This is a genomic window from Pseudomonas sp. 32_A (assembly GCF_017490905.1).
Classification (GTDB): Bacteria; Pseudomonadota; Gammaproteobacteria; order Pseudomonadales; family Pseudomonadaceae; genus Aquipseudomonas; species Aquipseudomonas inefficax.
Genome location: NZ_JAFGYI010000535.1, coordinates 1 through 231 on the forward strand (window position 1 = coordinate 1; position 231 = coordinate 231).

At 64.5% G+C, this 231-nt stretch carries 1 protein-coding gene; it reads left to right on the forward strand.

All coding sequences use genetic code 11. The features are described from left to right. Nucleotides 1-231 (forward strand): amino acid permease (locus tag J5M58_RS27710; protein ID WP_207880751.1); only part of this gene is annotated, 231 nt, incomplete at both ends.

Genomic DNA, 231 nt, shown 5'->3' on the forward strand with positions numbered 1-231 from the left:
GTGGCGGGATCTTCTCGCTGCCGCAAAACATGGCGGCCAGCGCAGGGGTTGGCGCTGTGCTGATCGGCTGGGCAATCACCGCGGTCGGCATGCTGACCCTGGCATTCGTGTTCCAGACCCTGGCCAACCGCAAGCCGGAGCTGGATTCGGGGGTGTATGCCTACGCCAAGGCCGGTTTTGGCGAGTACATGGGCTTTTCCTCGGCCTGGGGCTACTGGATCAGTGCCTGGC